This window comes from Paenibacillus beijingensis, from assembly GCF_000961095.1.
Lineage (GTDB): Bacteria > Bacillota > Bacilli > Paenibacillales > Paenibacillaceae > Paenibacillus_O > Paenibacillus_O beijingensis.
On record NZ_CP011058.1, the window covers coordinates 1,909,138 to 1,928,711 of the forward strand.

Sequence of the window (19,574 nt, forward strand, 5' to 3'; positions counted from 1 at the left end):
GCTTCCTCCTTACTCTTTCCCGCTCAGCCCGTCCACGTTGTCTCCGATGTGGCGCAGCAGACGGAGGAGCGTCTCGATTTCGCCGTCCGACAACCCGGCTGCCGCGTCCTGCACCGCTTTTTTCTCAATCGGCTCCGTTTGCCGGATCAGTTCCTTGCCTTTATCCGTTATCGTAATGCGGAAGGAGCGGCGGTCGTTTTCGCCAATTTTGCGCCTGACAAGCCCCTTCGCCTCCAGCGCATCCAGTATGCGTGTCGTCGTCGGCTTGTCTTTTCCGGAACGTTCCGCGATTTCTTTCTGGATACAGCCGTCCATCTCTTGAATGCGGTACAAAACGGACCACTGCTCGGGCGTAATATCGTAATCCTTCAGCCGTTGCAGCAGCAGATGGGAAAGCTTGCGGTACGTCACTCCCATCAAAAAACCGATCGATCCGTCCAGACCTTCCCGATTCATAGACCAAGCCCCTTTTTTAATATTAGTTTATACAACAACTATATTTATAACAATAAATCCCGTCAACTGCTCCCGTTCTTTGCAGGAATGATTTACCTTAACGATTTTGTAACTTTATCGCATTTTTAGTCGTTTAGGATATAATCACATTTGTTTATTCACGTGGTATGATCTATATTGACTGCAAATTCATTTTATCCGGAGGCTAGTGGCAATGACAACGAAACGTTTCCCGTTACCATTACGGCTCGCGGCTCTGGGCATAGCGGGAAGTCTGATCCTGACCGGAGCTTCCGCTTTCGCAGCAGACGCCGCTTCTTCATCCAACCCGGCAGCGGAAACCGGCGCCCCTTCTTCGCAGCCTGTGCAAAGCAAAATCACGGTGACAACGAAAACGGTGGAGCAAAGCACCGAGACGTACACGGCAAAGCTTAAAATTCCGGTCATAAGCGGAATGGCCGATACCGTCTATCAAAAGGAATTGAATTCGAAAATTTACAATACGGCGATGAACGATCTGGAGGCAATGAAACAGCCGGCGCAAGTCGATTACAACAGCTCGAAGGAAATCGAAGACTACACCTTCCACCCCTACGAGCTGGTGATGGACTATGAAATGACGGCCGGCGGCGGCACCGCGGACAATTATATTTTTTCGCTCGTTCAGACCCGCTATATCTATACCGGAGGAGCGCACGGCATGACCGTCAAAAACGGTTTCAATGTGACCAACAGCAAGACCGCAGCTGCCGTAACGCTCAAAAGCTTGTTCGGGAGCGACTACAAATCGATCATTAACAAAAAGATCGCCGCCGACATCGCCAAAAATTCAGATCAATCCGGCGTCGATTCTTTTACGACCATCGCAGACGACCAACCGTTTTATGTGAAAAATGGCGCCGTGCAAATCGTGTTCCAGCCCGGCGAGATCGGTCCTTACGCCGCAGGCATGCTGGAGTTCACCCTACCGATTCCGCAAAAGGATGACGGCGATTCCGCCGACGGCGACCTGAGCGGCATGGCGGTCAAAGCGGGGAGCACGACGATCCCGGCTTCGCAAGCCGGGCTTTACATGAGCAAGGACGGCGTCGCGATGGCTCCGCTGCGGCTGATTGCGTCCGCTCTCGGCTACACGCTCAAGTGGGACCAGCCCACGAGCTCGGCCGAGCTGACCAAGGGCAATCAATGGACGTCCGTTACAAAAAATAAAGACTATTATACGGTAAATAAAATGGCCCCGATTACACTCGGCACGGCGCCGATTATCGACAAAACCGGCAAAATGTACGTGCCGCTCTCGTTCTTTAACGTCATTTTGAATGCCAAAATCAGCTACGGCACCGATTCCGTAACCATTACGCTGGATGATGCGGCTAGCGGAACGGATATGGCAAAATAACGCTTCGAAAAAAACCCGCCGGGGAAACGTCCCCGGCGGGTTTCACATGTTTGCGCAGCTTATCAGCGGTAGTTGTGCGATTTCTCAACGGTGCCGACGATGCTCGGGATGATGCTCGTTCCATTCCTTCGCCTGGGCAGTCGCAATGGCAATCGCCCGTCCTTCCCCGTACCCGTCTTCCAGCAGCGCATTGGCAATTTCGACCGCTTTGCTTCGGACGCGCGGCTCAAGGTTTTTCATGGATACGGGGTAATCGCTTTTGGTCCATGGCATGTTGATGTCCTCCTTTCGGTTCGCATCGATGCTTGCGGCGGCAGAAGCGGCTCTATCGGCTCCGCGGCGTTACACCAGCTTGTTATCCTCATATGCGTCGTATTCCAGATAGCGGTCCCGGTTTAGCGACTCATGACGACGCAGTATGCCGCTCACGGCCGCAGCTTCCGACTCGTCAGCCTGCACCATGACCAGAATGCGGTCGTTCTTAATATGGCCTTCGTATTCCTCCGCTTCCTGCTGCGGAATGCCGAGGCCGACAAGTCCTCCTACCAGACCCAGGGCTCCCGCTCCGGCGACCGCGCCACTGAGCGCAGCGGCGATCGGACCGGCAGCCAAAATAGGGCCAATGCCCGGAATGGCCAATGCGCCGAGGCCTGCAAGCAGACCGAGCGCTCCGCCCGCAATGCCTCCGGTCGTCACTCCCGCTGCCATCCCTTCGGGCGCCATCGAGCCCGTTTCTTCCGACATGGCCGACAAGCGGTCGCGGTCCCGCGTCACAATCGATATATCGCTAGGCGAATACCCGTGCCTTTTCAAATCCTCTATCGCATCAACCGCCTGCTGCTCCTGCTCGAATACGCCAACTAGTCTTCTTGCCATCATGTATCCCTCCCGGTGATGATTTCAAGATTTCTAAGTTGTTCGTATGCCTCTTTACCCCTATCGGGCGGAAAGTAATCGGAGCAAGTCACAAGCCTTGGCGGCAGCAGCGCCAATAAATCGGAAATGATCAGCGCTCTTGGCTGCCCGTTTTCCTTATAAAATCGGCGAAAGCAGCCGGCTGACGGATTCCTTGAACTTCTGCCACACCGGGCGCTGGTGATAAAGCTCCAGCGACAGCTCGCGGCAGTGCCGCAGATCGCGGTTAAATATATCCTGCAGCCGCTTCGCCGTCTCCGAATCGTACAGAAACGCATTGACCTCAAAGTTGAGCTTGAAGCTGCGGATGTCGATATTCGCCGTCCCGACCGAAGCGATCGTGCCGTCCACCACCATCGTTTTGGCATGAAGGAATCCTTTGTGATACAAGTAACACTTAATCCCGGAAGCGAGCAATTCGCCGAAATAGGAATGGGACGCCCAGTAGACGAAGAAGTGGTCCGGACTTGCCGGCAGCATGACCTTTACATCGACGCCGGAGAGCGATGCCATCTTGAGCGCGTTCAGCAGACTCTCGTCCGGTACAAAATAGGGGGTTTGCAGCAGGATCGAATGCTTGGCGGAATTGATCATTTTGATCAACCCGTTCTTGATATGCTGCCACTCCGAGTCCGGACCGCTTGAGACGATCTGCATTCCGACTTCGCCATCCGATTCCGGCCGGGGAAAATAAAGTGCATCGGTAATAATCGGCTTCGAGGAAGCGAGCGTCCAGTCGAGCAAAAAGCGGTCCTGAAGCTGAAGCACGGCACTGCCTTCAATCCGCAGATGGGTGTCCCGCCAAAACCCGTAGTAAGGATCGTCGCCCACATACTCGTCGCCGATGTTGAACCCGCCGATATAACCGTATTTTCCGTCGATAATGACCAGCTTGCGGTGATTCCGGTAATTCAAACGCGGGTTAATAAAGAATATCTTGGATGGAAAAAAAGCGCCGACCTGCCCGCCGGCCTTCTCCAGCATGCGCAGAAACCGTTTCTTCAGCATGAGGCTGCCGATATCGTCGTAAATGAGGCGCACCTCGACGCCCTCGGAAGCTTTGCGCGCCAGCGCTTCCAGCACAAGCTTGCCCAGATTGTCGTTGCGGATGATGTAATACATCAGATGGATATGATGCTCGGCCTGCTCGATGTCCCGCAGCAGCGAAGCGAACTTGCTCTCGCCTTCGGTAAAGATTTCCACCCGGTTGTTCTGGGTAAACAGCGCGTCGCTGGATACCAGATTCATATAAATCATGTCCTGATAATGCATCATCAGCGGATCTTTATAGGAAAGCAGTCCCTGCTGCACGATGCGCTGCTGCGCCTGCAGCCGCTTGCGGGCCGCTTTGATCTGGCTCACTTTATATTTATAAATCCGGCGGCGGCTTAAGTTTTGCCCCAGCAGCAAATAGAGCACAAAACCGACGACCGGCAAAAAATAAAGCACCATCAGCCACGCCCACGTAGCCGCAATGTTTCGCCTTTCTAAAAAGATAACCGTGATCGCCAAAGCTAAATTCAACAAATAAAATACGGAGTATACTTGATCGAAAAAGAAGGCCATTGCATCACCTGTTTCTATAGGTCTACTGAAATATGCCAAATGCCAATATATTCATTTGCATTATATCAGAGATAGTTATTAGGTTGTGAATGATTGTTTGACCGGTGTGATTTTTTATACGGCGCGAGGGCGTTAGAGAGGCCATTGACAGAATGGCCGTGAAAGCGGTAATGTTCCGGGTAGAGAGTTCCAAAGGAGGCCCTAAAGGAAATGGATTTAAAGAAGCTGGCCGGCGAGCAAGCGGCCAATATGGTGGAATCTGGAATGAAAGTCGGTCTTGGAACGGGATCGACCGCATACTGGGCTGTGATGAGGCTCGGGGAGCGGATGCGGGAAGGGCTCGACATCGTCGGCGTGCCGACTTCCGAAGCGACGAAGCAGCTGGCGATCAAGCTCGGCATCCCGCTGGCGGAGCTGTCAACGCTTGAGCCGCTCGACCTGACGATCGACGGCGCGGACGAAATCAATCCGGATTTGAACCTGATCAAAGGCGGCGGCGGCGCGCTGTTCCGGGAAAAGATGGTCGCGGCCGCTTCCCGCAAACTGATCGTTGTCGCCGATGAGAGCAAGGTGGTTGAGCGGCTCGGCGCATTCACAGTGCCGGTCGAAGTCGTACCTTACGGGTGGGAATCGACGGCGAAACGTGTAGCGGCGGCCGGATGCGTTCCGAAGCTCCGCCTCGTGAAAGCGGCGGCAGGCAATGCGGATACGGGAGCAGGCGCTCCCGGCGCCGAATCCGCGTTTGTGACCGACAACGGCAATTACATCCTCGATTGCGATTTCGGACTGATCGAAGATCCCGAGCGGCTCGAAGCGCAGATTAACGCCATATTGGGCGTTGTCGAAACGGGCCTGTTCATCGGAATGGCCGAGCTTGCGGTCATCGCGGCGCAATCCGGGGTACGCACCTTAACGCGGTAGCGTTGATACGCCAAATTCTTAGCATCACCCGTCGTACCGCCGTTTGAACGCTGCAATCGCTCTGCACGAAGGGGTAGTTTTCTGCTTCAGCCGGAACGAAAGGCAAACATGTCGTGCAGTACGAGCTTCAGCGAAGCGCGATTCAGGGATTATTGAGAAGCACAAAATGATGGATTTTTGAAAAACCTGCGTTCGTACATCTTTTTCTTTTTATTTCTCCACCACGTTGGAATTCCTGCAAAACTACATTTTTTTTCGGTCAAATCGTGTATTCAGGCAATAAAGCCTCGGAATTCCTGTATTATTGCAGGTATTCCCTCTCGACATGCGATTTCGATTGATAATACCTGCACATTTGCAGGTTTGGAGAGATTTCAATTGTAAAGAAGGATCTCCAACTATCAAAAGGACCTCTAACTCCGCTGTGCCAGCGGTGACTGGAGGTCCTTTTGCGTCATAGTGGGGATTAGCTCATTTATGTGAACACTTATCCCTCTTCCTCCCGGATCAAATATAATGTAAGCTAAGCTGATCATGAGTTAACAACGGACAATCGTGCCCTCATATACTATAGCAGCCGAATTTTCCGCAAGCGGTAGGAACATACTGGGAATTGAGTCCGGATGAGGGCGGCGGCAACGTTGGCCCTGCCGGTTTGTTGTTCAAAAGTTTGTTTTTTAAAAAAAGGGGGGTACGTTGCCGATGGGCAGCAAAGTTCGCAAGGTGGCGATTGTCGGAGTCGGTCATGTCGGGTCAAGCTGCGCTTACGCTATGGTGAACCAGTCGGTATGCGACGAAATGATGCTGATCGGCCGCACGCCGCAGCGGGCGCGGGCGCATGCCTTGGACCTGTCGCATTGCGTCGATTTTACCCACTCCCGCACGAAAGTGTACGCCGGCACGTATGCGGATTGCAAAGATATGGATATCGTGATGCTGTGCGCGGGCGGCAATCCGGTGCCGGGAGGAACGCGGCTCGATCTGCTCGATTCGGCCTACGAAATTCACCGGGACATCATCGGACCGATTATGGACAGCGGCTTCGACGGCATTTTTATCGCCGCCTCGAACCCCGTCGATATCGTCACGTATATGGTGTGGAAGCTGTCCGGTCTTCCGCGCGGACGCGTCATCGGCAGCGGCACCTCCATCGACTCTTCGCGGCTGAAGACGCTGCTCTCGGAATATTTGCCGGTCGACCCGCGCAGCGTGCAAGGTTATGTGCTTGGAGAGCATGGCGAGTCCCAGTTTCCGGCCTGGTCTCACGTGACGATCGGCGGCAAGCCGATTCTCGATATCGTCAAGCAGCATCCCGTACGCTTCGCTCATATGAAGCTCGATGAGATCGCGCTGCGGACGAGGAATTCCGGCTGGGAAATTTTGCAGGGCAAAGGCTCCACCCACTTCGGCGTTGCAGGGGCGCTTACCGCCATCGCCCGCTCCATCCTCAATGACGATCACCGCATTATGGCCGTCTCCGCCATCCTCGACGGCGAATACGGCCAGCGCGAGATCGGAATCGGCGTGCCCGCGATTTTGTCGCGGGAAGGAATCGAGGAAGTGCTTGAGCTGAACCTGACCGAGGCGGAGAAAGAGCAGTTCGAATCTTCCTGCCGCGTCATCCGACAGGCGATGTCGAGGCTGCCGCAGCTTTGACGGCACTGCCTGCTGAAGGCTGCCGATTGCTTCTTTGACGGCGCCTTCCGGTCTAAGGCGCAATGGTGTCGCCCTCCCGACAAGCAAAGCGGCCGGGCAACCGCTTCCCCTTTTTGGCGGCGGCAAAGCTTTAATCGCCCTGAGGGCGGCCGTCCGCAGGCTTTCTGACGGGCGGCAAACTTCTCTTCCTTCCTACCCGCCGTTATGCTACAATTTGAAAAATATATTTTCCATGTGAGCCTAATTGACATACGATGCAGCATGAGCAAGGGAGGAAACGCCATGGATTTACGCAAAATGAGGCTCGACGAAACGACGTCCGGAACATTCAGCGAAGAACGCGAAGAATACGAACGGGACTACGCAAGGCTCATTCAATCGCCCGCCTTTCGTCGGCTGCAGGGCAAGTCGCAAGTATTCGGCGCCGGATCGGGCGACTATTACCGTACCCGCCTGACGCACTCGCTCGAAGTGTCGCAAATTGCGCGCGAAGCGGCGCGCAGGCTGGCAAAGCACTACCCTTTTTTGGAACGGAGAGAGCATCCGGGGCTTGTGATGGACCCGGCCGTCGTGGAAATCGCGGCGCTGGCGCACGACCTGGGCCATCCGCCGTTCGGCCATAAAGGCGAAGAAGTGCTGAACCGGCTTATGATGGACGAGTACGGAATGAAGTACGAGGGCAACGCCCAAAACTTCCGCATCTTGATGTTTTTGGAGAAACGAGCGGGAAGCGGCAGCGGACTCGATCTTACGGCGGCATCGCTGCTCGCCATCAACAAATATCCGTTCAATCTCGATGATCCCGCCCGCTTGAAAGGCGTGTACGGACCCGACTGGGAAGTGATCGGGGAGCTGCGCCACAAGTGGAACATGCCGCAGGGCGCCTGCACGCTGGAGACGCAGCTGATGGATCTGTGCGACGATATCGCTTACTCGACCCATGATATCGAAGACGGCATCCGCGCCGGCAAAATCCAGATGAACCGCACCTTTTTCGAGGACGCCCGGCTGCACGAGCATCTCGTGCAGGAAATTGTGAACGACGACGGGAACGCGGAGCTTCACTGGGAAGAGGTCGACATTAAAGCGATGGTGAAAAAGGTGCTCGCCTCCTATCTGCAGCAGTGGGAGGAGATCTACGCCGCCTGCGCCCAGGAATCGTCGCGTACCCGGCGGGAGATGAAAGCGCGCTGGGTCAGTATTTTCGCGGGCAAGATCGGCATTATCGACGACACGTCGAAAGGCTGGAAGCGGGTTACGTTCGCGGCGGGCGGAGAGCAGGATTTCGAGCTGCTGCGGACGATGGAAATTTTGAAAAAGCTGGCGTGGGTGACGCTGATCAAAGACTTCCGCGTGCAGCGGCTGCAGATGCGCAGCGAAATTATGATCAGCCGGCTGTGGGACAGCTTTATCGTGCCGGAATCGGGACGGCTTATCATTCCGCCCGACTGGATCGAAAACTATGAACGCCACCAAAGCAAATGGAGCTGGCCGCGGTTCGTCGCCGATTATATTTCCGGCATGACCGATGCCTACGCCGAGAAAGTGTATGCCGAGCTGTTCGCCAGCAAGTCGGGGTCGATCTATGAAATGGATTAAAATGGTTTTATAGTTTATTTCGAAAGTAAAGTGGTGTATGATGTTAGGGCACTAACTATTGAGGAGTGACCTAAATATGCAGCACCTGACCCGTCGTCAAACCGCTCTGTACTTGGCGTTTCTCGTTACCGTCTGGGGAGCAAACTGGCCGTTGTCCAAATTTGCCCTTCAATATTCGCCGCCTATTTTGTTCGCGGGATTCCGTACCTTCATCGCCGCGTTTCTGCTAATTATGATTTCCCTTCCGAATTACCGGAAATTGCAGCTGCGCAAAAACGGCATTTATTACTTGATCGCCGGCTTGCTGAATATTGCGTTATTTTACGGACTGCAAACGATCGGGCTGCAATATTTGCCGGCCGGCATTTTTTCGGCGATCGTATTTGTGCAGCCGGTGCTGCTCGGTATTGCTTCGTGGTTCTGGCTCGGCGAGAAAATGAACGCGCTGAAGATGACCGGGCTCATTCTCGGCTTCGGCGGCGTCGCCGTCATCAGCTCCGGCGGCCTGACGGGCGGGTTGTCGCCCGAAGGCATCTTGCTCGCGCTCGGCTCCGCGGTCAGCTGGTGTCTCGGCACCGTCTTTATGAAGAAGACAAGCCACCGCGTCGATATCGTCTGGATGACCGCCATGCAGCAGTTGATCGGCAGCCTCGTTCTGATCGCCTCGGGCCTTGCCGTCGAAGAGGTGTCCGCTATTGTTTGGAATGCGGCCTTTATTTCCGACATGCTGTTTATTTCCGTCTTTGTCATCGCCATCGGCTGGCTCGTCTTCTTTAGGCTCGTCGGTTCCGGGGAAGCGAGCAAAGTCGGCTCCTTCACGTTTCTGATCCCACTAATCGCCCTCATCTTCAGCGCCATTTTTCTGAAAGAGCCGATTACGCTCCGGCTTGTCGCCGGACTGCTGCTTGTACTGAGCAGCATTTTGCTCGTAAATGCAAAGGTCCGCGCCAAGCCCGCGGCTGACGGCGCAGCCCGGAAAACGGCGCTGTAGCTAATCGTTGCGGCTGTCACGCGGCCATCTTAAGTGACGTCAAAGGTGTTACAAATATCGTCTCGAACTCCTCTTGATGCCACGTACATACACACTGCTGCCGGTGAAGATGTGCTGATCGACGCGGGTAATCGCAGGCAACTTTTCCAGCGTAGCTTGAAAAAATTGTTCCTCGTATGTATGGATTGCGGTTCTGATAAGCCGCTCGATGCGTTCCGGCGTAGGAGGCATAATTTTCATCTCCCGGAATCGCCGGTACACGGTTTCGATCAAATGCTCGAAGTCGTGATCGCGAAAGAGCACGTTTTTGCAAAGCCATTCGATCACTTCTTCGGCATCTTGGTCGGTATCCTCACGAAAGCCAAAAAACTCTCTAATTTGCGTTCGGTGATAAGTGATAGAACGTCCAGTCCCATCGTATTGTGCGTACAGCTCCGCTCGTGTTTCGATCTGCTTTGCTATGTGTATTGAAATACTGCTTTATGCACTTCGAATTTATACGTGGGAAACCGTGCTTTAACAACCGCATCTCCCCCGATTTGTTCCCCACTTGCTGCATTTCGTTCGGAAGAAACGTAAAATGTTCGATTAACTCGTCCAGCTCCCAACTTCGCTTCATATGATCCCCACCGTGAAAAGTTCCTAAAATGGTCATAAGGAACGATTCCATAAAAATAGTTGCAATAACATCCTATATAGTGTACATTGAAATTAGTTGCAATACCATTCTATTTTGAGGAGGTGAAGTGTTGAGCGAAAATGAGCGGCAACATGACAAAGGCGGAGAGGAATCGCACGGCCAATTTATCTCGGCCATATATCGTCACATGCAAGTATTGATCTCGGCGGAAGTGGCGCCATTTCGAATCGGAAGCGGGCAGTATATTTTTCTGATGGCCACTGCGTTTCGGCAGCCCGTCACACAGAAAGAGCTAAGCGAGACGCTGCTCATCGACAAGACGACGACCGCCAAGGCGATTGCGAAGCTGGAAGCGGAAGGGTATGTGCGGAGGGAAGCCAATCCCGCCGACAATCGCTATCAGCTGCTCTATTTGACCGATGAAGGGCGAGAGGTCGTGCCGAAGGTTCAAGAAGCGTTGGCACGCGTGAAGAACAAGACACGGAAGGGCATTGGCGACGAGGAATATGACCTGTTGCTGCGCCTGCTGAAAATCGTGCTTCGCAATTTGACCGAGAAGGAGGAGATGGAAGGATGACAGGAAGTGGAGGAACGGCTCTTACGGAAGAGCTGTTGACGTGGGACGGTGTAACGAAGCATCCGCATCGGTACGGAGGGATAGAGTTTCAGTTAAACGGCAAAGAAATCGGCCATCTTCACGGCAACCGTTTGTTCGACCTGCTGTCTCCGAAATCCGAACGGGATCGATGGATCGAAGAAGGAAAGGCAAGGCCGCATCATATGTACCCCGATTCGAATTGGGTATCCGTTTATTTGAATTCCGAGCAGGATGTCACGCATGCCGTCGAGATCGCGCGTTATAAATTTGAACGTATGCAAGAATGACAAAAAAATGGAAGGTGAGATGTGAAATGATTAATGAAACATTTCCGTACGAGAAAAAGCGCATGCAAGTATTCGGTGTGGAGATGGCTTATGTGGAGGAGGGAAGCGGCGACCCGATCGTCTTCTTGCATGGTAATCCCGCATCCTCCTATCTTTGGCGCAACATCATGCCTTACGCACGGAAGTTTGGCCGCTGTATCGCGCCTGATCTCGTCGGCATGGGTGATTCCGACAAACTCCCGAACAGCGGGCCTAACGCGTACACCTTCGTCGAGCACCGCCGCTATCTCGACAAGCTCCTCGAACAGCTGGGCGTCAGCGAGCGTGTGACGTTCGTCGTGCACGACTGGGGATCGGCGCTGGGGTTTGATTGGGCGAAGCGTCATCCCGGTGCGGCCAAAGGCATTGCTTATATGGAGGCGATAATTATGCCGAGCAGCTGGAGCGATACGTCGGAGGAAGGACGCAAGGTGTTTCAAGCGCTTCGGTCGCCGGAAGGGGAACGAATGGTGCTGGAGCAAAATTCGTTCATCGAGTTCAACCTGCCAGTTAACATCCTGCGCAAGTTGACGGATGAAGAGATGGCCCAGTACCGCCGGCCGTTCCTGGAGCCGGGCGAAAGCCGCCGTCCTATGCTCAGTTGGGCGCGCCAGCTTCCGATCGGCGGTGATCCGGACGATGTAATAGCGATTGTCGCCGAATACGGCGAATTTCTGGCGCAGAGCGCCGTTCCTAAACTTTTTGTTCATTGCGAATCCGGCAGATTGCCGCAAGCCCACATCGATTTCTGCCGTACTTGGCCGTCGCAGACGGAAGTTACGGTACCGGGCCGCCACTACCCGCAAGAAGACGCGCCTGATGCAGTCGGCGAAGCGCTTGCTGTATGGTTGGAAAAATTGGCGTAATGGAGATTGAGTTTAAAGGCTTGCCACAAGACTTTCGTCATCTAGTAGATCATCCAACCACTTTTTGAGAAGTGGAGGTGAACTATACCAATAAAACGGAAATTGGAAAATGATCCGATCCGGGTACTTCTTTATTTATCCATGCGGCACTAACCTGCAATAAAAAAAGGAGTTCTCACGCGCCTGGACAGGCGGAGGAGAACTCCTTTTTGTTTGGAAAACAACCGGTGGTAAAAGAACGGAAAGCGTACATCCGCATGGAACGCGCATGATGCCGGCAGATGCAACGATGTTGTCCCCGCGTTAGGAGCGGCTGCGGTGCTTCATGTACGAGACGCCGGTATGCCGGGCCGCAACCTGCACCATGCGGGAAGCGGCGGCCTGGGCGGCTGCGGCGATCCGCTCTTCGTCGATGCCGACGAGCCGCCCGTCCCGCACGACGATTTTGCCGCCGACGACCGTCATGTCGACATTTTGGCTGATGCCGGTCACGACCGGCAGCGCCGTATCGTCGAACAGGGCGCCCGCATATTCCAGCTTCCGCGAATCGATCATAAACAAATCGGCTGCTTTGCCGGCTTCCAGCGATCCGATCGCATCGTCCCAGCCGAGCACCCGGCTCGATCCGACCGTGCCAAGCCATAAGCTTTCCGCCGCCGAAGGACCGCGACTGCCTGACATCAGCTTGTGAAGCAAATACGCCTGCCGCGCTTCGCCGAGCAGATTGGAAGCGTCGTTGGAAGCGGAGCCGTCCACGCCGAGACCGACTTTTACGCCGGCCTCCATCATGTCGCGCAGCGGGAATACGCCTGAGGACAGCTTCATGTTGCTGCTCGGACAATGCGCCACGCCGCAGCCGCAAGCTCCCATCCGGCTGATTTCGCCTTTGTTGAAATAGATGCCGTGTGCGAACCAGACGTCGCTGCCGACCCATCCCGTCTTCTCCATATACTCTAAAGGACGCATCCCCAGCTTTTCCAGGCAGAACTGTTCCTCGTCCTTCGTTTCGGCCAGATGGGTATGCAGCCGGACGCCATAGCTGCGCGCCAAATGCGCCGACTCCCGCAGCAAATCTTCCGACACGGAAAAAGGCGAGCACGGCGCCACGCCGACGCGCACCATCGCAAACCGCGAGTCGTCATGATACGTTTCGATGACCCGCTGCGTATCTTTCAAGATGACGTCGATGCTCTGCGTCACTTCATCCGGCGGCAGCCCGCCCTGGGAACGGCCGAGATTCATCGAGCCGCGGGTCGGAAAGAAGCGGATGCCGAGCTCGGCTGCAGCCCGGATTTCTTCGTCGATCAGCTCGCCGCTGATCCCGTCCGGAAAGCAGTAAAAATGGTCGGACGCCGTCGTGCAGCCCGTTTTCAGCAGCTCCCCGAGCCCTGTCAGCGCGCTTAAATAGACGTCTTCCGGCCGCATATGCCGCCAAATGTCGTATAACGTCAGCAGCCAGTCGAACAGCTCGCAATCCTGCGCCCACGGGATGTTGCGCGTAAACGTCTGATACAGATGATGGTGGGTGTTGATCAGCCCCGGGTAGACGATTTTGCCGCTTGCGTCAATGACCGTATCCGCCGTTTCATACGGGATGTGCACGCCGATCGCTTTAATTTCCTGCCCTTCGGCATACAGGCTGCCGCCGGGATACACGGTTTTGTCCGCATCCATCGTCACGATGCTTCTAGCGTTTTTGATTAATAACGAAGCCATAATCAGTACCCTCCTTAGGCCGGAACATAAAAAAAATCCTAACCGCGAGCGCAATATGCATGGCACATATCGCGTCCGTAGTTAGGATTTTTGCGGATCCTGGTAGAGCCCCCGAACCGATTATCGGGGTTATACGAACATCTAAATTGAATGGTTGAGTCCAGTATAGACCAGCTGTCTTAGAGCTGTCAATTTACATTTACGAGCGGCTGTTTACGCGTGCTGTTCCGAAGCTTCGAACTCATCCGCTGCCGAAGGGTCGGGACGGGTTTCCTTGCCGAGCACAAGAACACTTAGGGCCCCAATCGCAATAATAATACAGAAAGTGGCGAAAATGACATCGAACGATACGCCAGCCTTGACGAGATATCCGAGCACCAGCGGTCCCAAAATCCCTCCGATGCGGCCGAGAGCCGACGCCATTCCCGTACCGGTGGAACGAACTTCGGGTTCGTACTGCTCCGGCGTATAAGCCCAGATTGTGCCGATTGCCCCAACGTTAAAGAAGGAAAGAAGAATGCCGAACAGCATCAGCATGGCAAGCGAATCCGCATTGCCGAAGAGGTAGCCGCAAACGGCTGCCCCTGCCAAAAACGTTACAAGCACGAATTTGCGGCCGATTTTATCGATCAGCCAGGCGGCGGTCAGCAGCCCCGGAAGCTGGGCAAGCGTCATGACAAGAACGTATCCGAAGCTTTTGATAAGCGCGAATCCTTTCAGCACCATGACGGACGGAAGCCAAAGGAACATGCCGTAATAAGCGCAAAATACGCAGAATGACATCAGCCACAACATTAACGTTGTTTTCCTGTATTTGGGCGACCAGAGCGTTTTAATATTTTGCGCAATCGATGGCTTCTGTTTCTTAGGCTGCCTGAAAGAAGGTGAATCCGGGATTCCTTTCCGCAAAAACACGGTATAAAAAGCGGGAAGCGCGCAGATGACCAGCGCCCACTGCCAGCCGAATCTAGGAATGACGAAAAATGAAATGAGCGCCGAGATGACCCACCCGGCTACCCAGAAGGTATCCAGCAGGACGATGGTGCGGCCGGAATGCTTTTCCGGAACGCTCTCGGAGACGAGCGTACTTGAAACGGGAAGCTCCCCGCCAAGCCCGACGCCGATGATAAAGCGAAGAACCAGAAACGCCGCGAACGTGGTCGTTAATGCGGACAAGCCGCTCGCGACCGAGAATAGCAAAATCGTCGCGATCAAGATCGGCTTCCGTCCGACCCGATCCGCCAATATTCCGGCCAGAAGCGCGCCGACCATCATGCCGATCGAGTTGACGCTGCCGATCCAGCCAACCTGATGCGGAAGCAGGTTCCAGTCTTTCATGAGAGCCGCCCCGATAAAAGCGATAATACCGACATCCATGGCATCAAAGAGCCAGCCGAGCCCCGCAACGAATAACAGCTTCCTTCTGGGGATCGGTTTAATTGCCGTCGTACTCATGCCCATTCCTCCTCGTTTCACCTTAATTAGACTTTCCTTTACCTTTTAAACGTTTGCTCGTGCTGCACGTTAACTCCATTTCGAAACGAACATCAACTCCAAGCCTGTCTGTTTTCTGTTTGGTTGGTTTTGATTATAAATTGAATTATATATAATGTTAAATACAGAAAATCTATTAGCAGATAACTCTCCTGAATGTTAGGTACTGGACGGATCGTTCCTTTTTCACCGCATATTGCGTGAATGCTCCAACCGTCTAGGGGACTTCTAACGGTTTATGTTAAAATAACAAGCAGAAACACCTAACGCCGTCTTATTCAGCAATCCTATTATATAACGACAAAACGAAGTAGGGATTAACTTATGACGATTCTCAGCATGTTCCGGCGTCTGTTTGTTCACGTTCGGGGACAATGGCCGCTGCTGCTCGCCGCCTGGGCCAGCATGGGCGCGGTTGCGCTGCTCCAGTTCGCCATTCCGCAGGCGATTCAGTATACGATCGACGTCGTCATTCCCGGCAGACGGTACGATCTGCTGGTCTGGGTCGCGCTCGGCATTATGGGATCGGCCGCGCTGCTCGGGTTGTTCACCTATGCCAGCAGCTTCATTTTGTCGCAGATCGGTCAGCGCACTTTGTTCCGGCTTCGCAACGATATGTACCGGCACCTGTCCTCGATGGATATGCCCTTCTATGACCGGCACCGCACCGGGGATTTGATGGCGCGGATGACGAGCGACGTGAACATGCTGCAGCAGCTCGTGTCGTCCGGTTCGATCACCCTGCTGACCGATCTCATTACGTTTATTGCCATCGCAGGGTATATGCTGTACGCGGACTGGCAGCTGACCCTTATATTGCTCGCCATCTTCCCGGCCATGCTTTACACGACCCGGCGTTACGGCAAACGGATGCGCTTCTCCTTCAAGCGGGTGCAGGAAACGGTCGCCGATGTCAGCAACCAGCTGCAGGATTCCTTGTCGAGCATCCGGCTGATTAAGTCTTATGCGACGGAAGACTACGAGAACGGGCGCTTCGAAGAGCGCAGCCGCAGCAATATGGAGGCCAACCTGAAGGCGGTCCGTTTCTCCGCGCTGTTCGGGCCGCTGATCGACCTGCTGAACTATCTCGGACTCGCGCTCGTCGTCGCTTTCGGGGCGTGGCAGGTGATGCGGGGCGACCTGACGACCGGAGCGATCGTCGCTTACCTCTCGTACCTGCGCCTGCTGCAAAACCCGGTGCGCCGCTTCAGCCGGATGATGAGCACCGTGCAGCAGTCCGCCGCCGCTTACGAGCGGGTAACCGAAATTTTGGAAACGAAATCCGAAGTGGCCGAGCGTGAAGATGCGGTGGAGCTGCCTCCGGTACAGGGCCGCATTGAATTTCGCGACGTCGACTTTGCTTATGTGCCGGGCCAGCCCGTCCTGCACCGTTTCAGCCTTCATGTCGCCCCGGGCAAAATGACCGCGCTCGTCGGCTCGTCCGGAGCCGGCAAATCGACAATCGCCCATTTGATCGCCCGTTTTTACGATACGCAGCGGGGAAGCGTATCCGTCGACGGCCGCGATGTAAAAGAGGTGACGCTGAAATCGCTGCGGTCGCAAATCGGCATCGTCTCGCAGGATATTGTGCTGCTGAACGGGACGATCCGCGACAATATCGCGTACGGCCGCCCGGATGCGACGGATGAAGAAATAAAGGCCGCGGCGGAAGCGGCCAACGCGCATGGCTTTATTATGGACTTTCCATCCGGTTACCTATCCGAGGTGGGCGAACGCGGCGTTAAGCTGTCCGGCGGGCAAAAGCAGCGTTTGTCCATTGCCCGGGCGCTGCTGCGAAATCCGCGCGTGATCATATTGGACGAAGCGACGGCGGCGCTCGATACGGAATCGGAGCATCTCATTCAAGCCGCCCTGTTCCGTCTGCTCGAAGGCAGAACTTGCATCGTCATCGCGCACCGTCTGTCGACGATCCGCCGCGCCGACCGAATCGTCGTGCTGGAGAAAGGGCGGATCGCCGAGTCCGGCACGCACGAAGAGCTGCTGCAGCTCGGCGGACGGTACCGCGAGCTGCACGATTTGCAGTTTCCGCAGCAGCAGGCTGATCCGGGTTCCATGCTTGCAGCGGGCAGCGGCACGTCTTCCGAAAGCGCCGAAGCGGCAACACCACTTAAATCTCTAGACTTTGTCGAGTATGAAAAGCGGGGAAGCCGCGAATAGTAACGGTGTCGCTTGATGTACCTTTCAGAACGATTCGTTGTAAGCATTTCTGAAGCTGCGGAGGTGTAATGAACGTGCAAGCGAAAAAAAAAAGGGACCTGCTTGCGCTGGCCTCCATTCCTTTGATTATGACGCTCGGCAACTCCATGCTCATTCCCGTCCTGCCGGTCATTCAGAATAAGCTTGGAATCAGTCCGCTGCAGTCCAGCATGCTGATTACCGTTTACTCCGTCATGGCCATCGTTCTCATTCCGCTGGCAGGATACATGTCCGACCGCATCGGCCGCAAAGCCGTTATTATTCCAAGCCTCATTCTGGCCGGAATTGGCGGTGCGGTATGCGGTGCGGCTGCGGGGCTTTCATCGGATGCCTACAGCATCATCCTCTTCGGCAGAGTGCTGCAGGGCATCGGAGCCGCCGGCGCGATGCCGATTGTGATGCCGCTGGTCGGGGATATGTTCCGCAGCGAGGAACAGGTGAGCGCCGGACTCGGGCTCATCGAAACGTCCAACACATTCGGCAAAGTGCTCAGCCCGATCGCCGGTTCGGCGCTTGCCGCCCTGATCTGGTCCGTGCCGTTTTGGGCCATTCCGGTAATGTGCCTCATTTCGATTCTGCTTGTCATCTTTATGGTGAAAGCGCCGAAGAAAAAAGAGCGGAAGCCGCCTCCGGCAAGCTTGTTCCTCAAAACAACGCTCCAGCTGTACAAGGACAAATCCCGCTGGCTTACCGCCTTGTTCGCCATCGGCGGAATCGGCATGTTCATCCTGTTCGGGCTCCTGTTTTATTTGTCGGAAACACTCGAAGGGACGTACCGGATGAAGGGCGTGCTTAAAGGCTTCGTACTGGCCATTCCGCTGGCGGCGCTGTGTACCGCTTCCTTTGTGACGGGCAAAGTAATCGGCAGGCGCAAAAAGCTGATGAAATGGCTGACAACCGGGAGCTTTGTACTGTCCGCTGCGGCCATTCTCAGCTGCCTTCCGTTCGAAGCCGTCGCGGCGCGCATCGCCTTCTTGAGCGCAGCGGGACTCGGCATCGGCATCGCGCTCCCCTGCCTTGACGCTCTCCTTACCGAAGGCATCGACAAGAAGCAGCGCGGCACGATCAGTTCCCTTTACAGCAGCATGCGCTTCGCCGGGGTTGCGGCCGGACCGCCCGTCGCTTCGCTGCTGATGCGTCATGCGACGCCCGTCCTCTTCTGGTTTATGGCCTGCGCCAGCGCGGCCGCCGGCCTCATTGCGCTCTCTGCGATCCGTCCCGGCGAACGGAAGCAGCCCGTCCCGGGACGAAAGCTTGCCGGCGGCGGGGCGGCCAGTCCTTAGCACGGGTGCTGTCAATTAGGTGATACTTACTTCCGGTATCGCCTCTTTTTTTGCTGGCAAACGGTTCATTATTTCGACGAAGATATTGTACAATGTCTTGGAGTTGAATATAGTCAGGAATATATTCCAAATTGATAGGGGGGTTATTTCTGAAAACGATCGGTCTTATCGGAGGAATGAGCTGGGAGTCATCGTCAGAATATTATCGGATCATAAACGAAGAAGTGAAAAGCAAATTGGGAGGATTGCATTCCGCCAAGTGTCTATTATATAGCGTGGACTTTGCGGAAATTGAACGTTACCAGGCCGAAGGCGATTGGGAAAGGGCGGGCATATTGCTAGGCAATGCCGCTCGTTCTTTGGAATTGGCCGGCGCAGAGATGATCGTCCTTTGTACGAACACGATGCACAAGGTTATCGGACATATAGAAGAGAAAGTCAGCGTGCCGATCTTACATATTGCGGACGCAACAGCAAAGCATATTCAAAAGTCAAACCTGAGCCTGGTTGGATTGCTTGGCACGAAGTATACGATGGAGCAAGACTTTTATAAATCACGGATTGAAGCTCACGGGATTAAAGTTTTGATACCTGGCGATGAGGACAGAGATGTGATCAATAAAGTCATTTATGAAGAGTTGTGTTTAGGAAAAATTCTGCCATCATCAAAGGACTATTACAAACAGGTTATCCAAAAACTGGTTGCAGCCGGAGCCGAAGGAATCATCCTTGGCTGTACCGAACTCGGGTTATTAGTGAAACAAGCGGATTCGGAAGTTCCGCTGTTTGACACGACGCTCATCCATGCTGTGGAATTAGTTCAAAAGGCATTGGAAGAATAATGATTTCGGCGTATGATAGAGCATCCATAGTGCAAAACAAGGATAGACAAAGATGATGTTCCGCTTTGTCTATCCTTTAAATTTCCCGC

At 54.5% G+C, this 19,574-nt stretch carries 18 protein-coding genes, 1 pseudogene and 1 riboswitch; of the genes and pseudogenes, 11 read left to right on the top strand and 8 right to left on the bottom strand.

Annotated elements, in window-relative coordinates:
• Positions 1-9: 9 nt before the first annotated feature.
• Complete coding sequence (locus VN24_RS08540) at positions 10-456, bottom strand: MarR family winged helix-turn-helix transcriptional regulator (protein WP_045670049.1); 447 nt, start codon at positions 454-456, stop codon at positions 10-12.
• A 214-nt stretch (positions 457-670) separates the two neighbouring features.
• Here VN24_RS08540 and VN24_RS08545 point away from each other — a divergent pair, with 214 nt between their 5' ends.
• Positions 671-1,855: a stalk domain-containing protein gene (locus tag VN24_RS08545; RefSeq protein WP_045670050.1), complete on the top strand. Its 1,185-nt coding sequence runs from the start codon at positions 671-673 to the stop codon at positions 1,853-1,855.
• 84 nt (positions 1,856-1,939) lie between these two features.
• On the opposite strand, the gene VN24_RS08550 is transcribed toward VN24_RS08545, so the two are convergent.
• From VN24_RS08550 to cls, 3 genes are all read right to left on the bottom strand, one after another.
• Positions 1,940-2,128, bottom strand: a complete 189-nt coding sequence (locus tag VN24_RS08550; protein WP_045670051.1) for a DUF2188 domain-containing protein — start codon at positions 2,126-2,128, stop codon at positions 1,940-1,942.
• A 69-nt stretch (positions 2,129-2,197) separates the two neighbouring features.
• Positions 2,198-2,731, bottom strand: a complete 534-nt coding sequence (locus VN24_RS08555; protein WP_045670052.1) for a general stress protein — start codon at positions 2,729-2,731, stop codon at positions 2,198-2,200.
• A 156-nt stretch (positions 2,732-2,887) separates the two neighbouring features.
• Positions 2,888-4,336, bottom strand: coding sequence for a cardiolipin synthase (gene cls / locus VN24_RS08560; protein ID WP_045670053.1), 1,449 nt, complete (start codon positions 4,334-4,336; stop codon positions 2,888-2,890).
• Between the two features lie 210 nt (positions 4,337-4,546).
• Between cls and rpiA the strand changes: the two genes are divergently transcribed.
• The 4 genes from rpiA to VN24_RS08580 all read left to right on the top strand — a co-directional run bounded on the left by rpiA (position 4,547) and on the right by VN24_RS08580 (position 9,503).
• Positions 4,547-5,257 carry a ribose-5-phosphate isomerase RpiA gene (gene rpiA / locus VN24_RS08565; protein WP_045670054.1) on the top strand — a complete coding sequence of 237 codons (711 nt, stop codon included), beginning with the start codon at positions 4,547-4,549 and terminating at the stop codon, positions 5,255-5,257.
• 702 nt (positions 5,258-5,959) lie between these two features.
• A complete protein-coding gene (locus tag VN24_RS08570) occupies positions 5,960-6,913 on the top strand; it encodes an L-lactate dehydrogenase (protein WP_045670055.1) in 954 nt (317 codons plus the stop codon).
• Positions 6,914-7,195: 282 nt separating this feature from the next.
• Complete coding sequence (locus VN24_RS08575) at positions 7,196-8,512, top strand: deoxyguanosinetriphosphate triphosphohydrolase family protein (protein ID WP_045670056.1); 1,317 nt, start codon at positions 7,196-7,198, stop codon at positions 8,510-8,512.
• A gap of 76 nt (positions 8,513-8,588) precedes the next feature.
• The gene (locus VN24_RS08580; protein ID WP_045670057.1) at positions 8,589-9,503 is read left to right on the top strand and encodes a DMT family transporter; all 915 of its coding nucleotides are present in this window, start codon (positions 8,589-8,591) and stop codon (positions 9,501-9,503) included.
• A gap of 48 nt (positions 9,504-9,551) precedes the next feature.
• Here the strand turns inward: VN24_RS08580 and VN24_RS08585 are convergent, their stop codons facing one another.
• On the bottom strand, positions 9,552-9,977 hold the full coding sequence (locus VN24_RS08585; RefSeq protein ID WP_082083681.1) for a DUF4158 domain-containing protein: 426 nt from the start codon (positions 9,975-9,977) through the stop codon (positions 9,552-9,554).
• A gap of 275 nt (positions 9,978-10,252) precedes the next feature.
• Here VN24_RS08585 and VN24_RS08595 point away from each other — a divergent pair, with 275 nt between their 5' ends.
• Genes VN24_RS08595 through VN24_RS08605 form a run of 3 tightly spaced genes read left to right on the top strand, consistent with a single transcriptional unit; the run spans position 10,253 to position 11,933 of the window.
• Positions 10,253-10,720: a MarR family winged helix-turn-helix transcriptional regulator gene (locus VN24_RS08595; RefSeq protein ID WP_045670060.1), complete on the top strand. Its 468-nt coding sequence runs from the start codon at positions 10,253-10,255 to the stop codon at positions 10,718-10,720.
• Positions 10,717-11,028, top strand: a complete 312-nt coding sequence (locus VN24_RS08600; RefSeq protein WP_045670061.1) for a luciferase domain-containing protein — start codon at positions 10,717-10,719, stop codon at positions 11,026-11,028. Before VN24_RS08595 ends, VN24_RS08600 begins: the two co-directional genes overlap by 4 nt.
• Positions 11,029-11,054: 26 nt before the next feature.
• On the top strand, positions 11,055-11,933 hold the full coding sequence (locus tag VN24_RS08605; RefSeq protein ID WP_045670062.1) for a haloalkane dehalogenase: 879 nt from the start codon (positions 11,055-11,057) through the stop codon (positions 11,931-11,933).
• 42 nt (positions 11,934-11,975) lie between these two features.
• Here the strand turns inward: VN24_RS08605 and VN24_RS26840 are convergent.
• The 3 genes and pseudogenes from VN24_RS26840 to VN24_RS08615 form a co-directional block, all read right to left on the bottom strand.
• Positions 11,976-12,053: pseudogene (locus tag VN24_RS26840) on the bottom strand (NAD(P)H-dependent oxidoreductase); the annotation flags it as partial.
• Between the two features lie 183 nt (positions 12,054-12,236).
• The gene (locus VN24_RS08610) at positions 12,237-13,649 is read right to left on the bottom strand and encodes an 8-oxoguanine deaminase (protein WP_045670063.1); all 1,413 of its coding nucleotides are present in this window, start codon (positions 13,647-13,649) and stop codon (positions 12,237-12,239) included.
• 58 nt (positions 13,650-13,707) lie between these two features.
• Positions 13,708-13,806, bottom strand: a riboswitch (purine riboswitch).
• Between the two features lie 56 nt (positions 13,807-13,862).
• Positions 13,863-15,104 (bottom strand): MFS transporter, encoded by a 1,242-nt coding sequence (locus VN24_RS08615; protein WP_045670064.1) that lies wholly within the window; start codon positions 15,102-15,104, stop codon positions 13,863-13,865.
• A gap of 363 nt (positions 15,105-15,467) precedes the next feature.
• Between VN24_RS08615 and VN24_RS08620 the strand changes: the two genes are divergently transcribed.
• From VN24_RS08620 to VN24_RS08630, 3 genes are all read left to right on the top strand, one after another.
• A complete protein-coding gene (locus tag VN24_RS08620; RefSeq protein WP_082083682.1) occupies positions 15,468-17,321 on the top strand; it encodes an ABC transporter ATP-binding protein in 1,854 nt (617 codons plus the stop codon).
• A gap of 68 nt (positions 17,322-17,389) precedes the next feature.
• Positions 17,390-18,643 carry an MFS transporter gene (locus tag VN24_RS08625; protein WP_420798611.1) on the top strand — a complete coding sequence of 418 codons (1,254 nt, stop codon included), beginning with the start codon at positions 17,390-17,392 and terminating at the stop codon, positions 18,641-18,643.
• A 149-nt stretch (positions 18,644-18,792) separates the two neighbouring features.
• Positions 18,793-19,485: an aspartate/glutamate racemase family protein gene (locus VN24_RS08630; RefSeq protein ID WP_045673122.1), complete on the top strand. Its 693-nt coding sequence runs from the start codon at positions 18,793-18,795 to the stop codon at positions 19,483-19,485.
• The last annotated feature ends 89 nt before the right edge of the window (positions 19,486-19,574 follow it).